The following is a 4,015-nucleotide window of genomic DNA, read 5'->3' as shown; positions in this document are numbered from 1 at the left end:
CTCTTTGGCATCTCGAATTAATGATAACTTTCAAGTTCTCAAGCCTGCATCTTCAAGTTGAACGAGTATATAAGGTTTCCTGAATACATGACATACGAGCAGGCCGCCACGTTACCATGCGCGGGGCTGACCGCATGGCATGCAATGTTTGAGCATCAGCAACCTTTAAAAGCTGGACAAATCGTACTTATCGAAGGTACTGGCGGCGTTTCAATCTTTGCACTTCAATTGGCTAGCGCTTTGGGTATTGAGACGATTGTCACATCCAGTTCTAACGAGAAACTCAACGTTGCCAGATCATTGGGCGCAACTCATACCATAAACTATCGAGAGAGACCGGATTGGGACGCAGCCGTTTTAGAGCTAACGAATGGTAAAGGGGTCGATATGGTCCTTGAGGTCGGTGGCGCAGGAACACTCGAAAAATCGATGAATGCCGTTAAGATCAGGGGCGTGATCAGTTTAATTGGTGTACTCACGGGATTCGATGAGAAGGTAAACACAGTGCCTATCACGGTAAAAATGATCTCAATGTACGGTATTCATGTTGGCAGTAAGGCGATGTATGCAAGGTTTAATGATGCTCTAAGCCAACATAAGATCAGCCCAATTATCGATAAAGAATTTAAGTTTAGTGAATCTGAAAAAGCGTATGATTATTTAGAATCCGCGCAACACTTTGGCAAAGTCATCAACACGCCCTAGTTACTGTAAATGGTGTGCTTATCGCCCAGTGATTGGTGATGGTCACTATTAAATTGCTATTAATGCGATTAAGTCGAAATGATCGGCTTGCTGTTTCCAGCTGCTGATCAGAACGAAAGTCATTAGATTGAAGCTCACGTTGATCACGTGAGCTTTTTTGCGTTCAGGCTATGGCGGTTGGCCTGTATATGAGGTGTCGAAGCCGAGAACCTGACTTAATCATAAATTGTACAATTAGTGGTGTGTAAATAATTCCATACAGAGTGTTTTAAATGTAAAACAACAAAAAAATTGTCTTATTTTAAAATTAGTGATTGAAAGTGGGTTTTTTACTAGTTAAGTTACAGGGAACAACAAGATAATTGCTGGTGGAAAGTTGCGCGAGATAACGTCCATTCAGTCCAAGGATAGAGAATAGGAAGAAGTAAGCGATGTTTCAGACTGATGATGTAAGAATTAACAAAGTAAAAGAGCTATTACCACCTGTTGCTGTTTTAGAGAAGTTTCCAGCAACAGAAGTTGCTTCTTCGACAACCTTTGAAAGCCGTAAAGCGATCCACAATATTTTAGATGACAGCGACGACCGCTTACTTGTTATTGTTGGTCCATGCTCGATTCACGACACAGAAGCGGCTCTTGAGTACGGAAAACGTTTGAAAGTGCTACGCGACGAGCTAGGCGATAAGCTTGAAATTGTGATGCGTGTTTACTTTGAAAAACCACGTACAACCGTCGGTTGGAAAGGTTTAATCAACGACCCGTACATGGATGACACGTTCAAGCTAAACGATGGTCTTCGCCTAGGACGTAAGCTACTGCTTGATTTAACCGATCTTGGTATGCCAACAGCGAGTGAATTCCTAGATATGATCACACCTCAATACGTTGCTGACCTTATTAGCTGGGGTGCAATTGGCGCACGTACGACTGAGTCACAAGTTCACCGCGAACTGGCATCAGGTCTATCTTGTCCTGTTGGCTTTAAAAATGGTACGGATGGCAACATTAAGATTGCAACCGATGCAATCCGCTCTGCTAGTGCTTCTCACCATTTCTTGTCGGTTACTAAGTACGGCCATTCAGCTATCGTTGAAACAGCGGGTAACCCTGATTGTCATATCATCCTACGCGGTGGTAAAGAGCCAAACTACAGCGCTGAGCACGTTGCTAAGATCAAACAAGAACTAGAGGCTTCTGGTCTGCCACAGAAGGTGATGATTGATTTCAGCCATGCAAACAGTTCTAAGCAGTTTAAGCGCCAAATCAACGTTTCTGATGACGTCAGCGCACAGATCTCTGCTGGTGAAAAAGCAATCTTTGGTGTGATGATCGAATCTCACCTAGTTGAAGGCCGTCAAGACTTAGTCGACGGCAAAGCTGCGACATACGGTCAGTCGATCACCGATGCTTGTATTAATTGGGAAGATACTGAAACAGTGCTTCGCCAACTGGCAGACGCCGTTGAAACTCGTCGTAACAAGTAGACAAGCTATCTAAAGACAGCACATCAATTGTGAAGCCCTCATGAGTGAAAATTCATGAGTTTTTTTTTAATACTGTTTTTTTTAATACGGTTTATTGCGAACATCTTGTCCATAGCTGTCTTGATAGCGAACGATATCGTCTTCACTTAAATACCCACCCGTTTGCACTTCGATCATCTCTAGAGGGGAATGTCCGGGATTTTCTAAGCTGTGGAGATGACCGAGCGGAATGTAGGTGGATTGATCTTCGTTGATAAGGTAGGTTTGCTCATCATTGGTCACTTTTGCGGTGCCGGCCACCACAATCCAGTGCTCGGCTCTATGATGATGCCTTTGTAGTGACAGCTTATGTCCAGCGTTTACAGTAATGCGCTTTACTTTGTCACGCTTTCCTAAATCAATCACATCGTATTTACCCCAAGGGCGAAAGACTTCACGGTGATAAAGATGTTCAGTGCGACCTGTTTGATCCAGTTGGCTCACAATCGATTTTACGCCCTGAACCTTGTCTTTATCTGCGACCAATATTGCGTCCTTAGTTTCGACAATGATGAGATTTTCAACGCCAACGGTTGCAACGAGCTTATTTTCAGCATGAATGTAGTTGTGCTGAGAGTCGGCGGTTAACACATCTCCTTCAATGACGTTGTTCTGCTCGTCTTTGTCACTGACGTCCCAGATGGCAGACCATGAACCGATGTCATTCCAGCCACATCCATCGGAATTACGGCAGCGTGAGCAGTCTTTTCCATCACTGCATAGTCAATAGAATCGCTTGGGCTGTTTTTGAATGCTTGTTCATCAATCCGGATAAAATCGAGATCGCTATTTTGTTTTGCAAGAGCAAGCTTACAAGCGGCTAAGATCTCCGGGTGATGCTCAGCCAGCTCTGCAAGATAGGTTGAGGCCTTGAACAGGAATATACCGCTGTTCCACAAGTACTGCTGTGAGCGAATATAGCTTTCTGCTGTGGACTTATCAGGCTTTTCAACGAAGCACTCAATGGCGTAAGCTGAGTGAATACCTTGCTTTACTGTCTTGCCATTTGTTCGCTGGATTGGGGGAAGCGGTTTTCCCTGCTTGATGTAGCCATAGCCCGTCTCTGCAGCGTTTGGCGTGATGCCGAATGTCACCAGTTTGCCTTGTTTCGCGTAATCCATACCTCGGCTAACCACTTTTTGGAACTCAGAGGTGTCGGCGATGTGATGATCGGCAGGCAGTACTAGTAATACAGGATCGGCTTGTTGGTGTTGGTATTGATGATTACGGTTACGACTCGTCGGTTTGGCTAAAGCTTGCAACGCGGCAAGCGCAATGGCAGGTGCAGTGTTTCTGCCGACAGGCTCTAATAAAATACCACTGTGTTGGATATTTGCAGCACGGATTTGTTCGGCGGTAATGAAGCGGTGCTCTTCATTACAGATGATCAATGGTGCATCGCAGTTGCTATCTGTTAGGTGTCCCTCTAGACCTTGCAAGCGCTGAAGGGTTTTCTGAAGCATTGATTGTTTGCCTGCAATACTCAGGAATTGCTTAGGGTAAAGCTTTCTCGACAATGGCCAGAGGCGGCTTCCGGAGCCGCCAGCCAAGATGACAGGTAAAATCATAGTGTGATCATAGGTATATTAAATATTAACGGCATGTTACCACGCCTAACACTTATTACTTATCGATAACCAATCGCGATACTGGCTATCGGTGACTTTCTGTTGGAGAGAGTCACATACTTTAGTACCGCAATTCGTTGAGTCTAGGGCGTGTTGATCTTTGCTGTACATTTCGCGTTCAACAATACATCGGTAGCCACATCAACATGAATGCCAGCG

General features: G+C 44.7%; 2 protein-coding genes and 1 pseudogene. 2 read left to right on the top strand and 1 reads right to left on the bottom strand.

From position 1 onward, the window contains the following. Nucleotides 1–87 precede the first annotated feature (87 nt). Nucleotides 88–705: an NAD(P)-dependent alcohol dehydrogenase gene (locus Q1A70_RS19220; RefSeq protein WP_299695471.1), complete on the top strand. Its 618-nt coding sequence runs from the start codon at nt 88–90 to the stop codon at nt 703–705. Nucleotides 706–1,136: 431 nt separating this feature from the next. After that, complete coding sequence (gene aroG, locus Q1A70_RS19215) at nt 1,137–2,189, top strand: 3-deoxy-7-phosphoheptulonate synthase AroG (protein ID WP_299695469.1); 1,053 nt, start codon at nt 1,137–1,139, stop codon at nt 2,187–2,189. Nucleotides 2,190–2,270: 81 nt separating this feature from the next. Here the strand turns inward: aroG and Q1A70_RS19210 are convergent. Beyond that, nucleotides 2,271–3,796 (bottom strand): annotated as a pseudogene (locus Q1A70_RS19210) (mannose-1-phosphate guanylyltransferase/mannose-6-phosphate isomerase). Between the last annotated feature and the right edge of the window lie 219 nt (nt 3,797–4,015).

The organism is uncultured Vibrio sp., from assembly GCF_947488985.1.
GTDB lineage: Bacteria > Pseudomonadota > Gammaproteobacteria > Enterobacterales > Vibrionaceae > Vibrio.
Note: the sequence above shows the minus strand (reverse complement) of the source record. Positions and strands in the feature narration are given on the sequence as shown.

Coding starts and splice junctions, on each gene's coding strand:
- Q1A70_RS19220 (WP_299695471.1), top strand. CDS start 88: ATGACATACGAGCAGGCCGCCACGTTACCATGCGCGGGGCTGACCGCA.
- aroG (WP_299695469.1), top strand. CDS start 1,137: ATGTTTCAGACTGATGATGTAAGAATTAACAAAGTAAAAGAGCTATTA.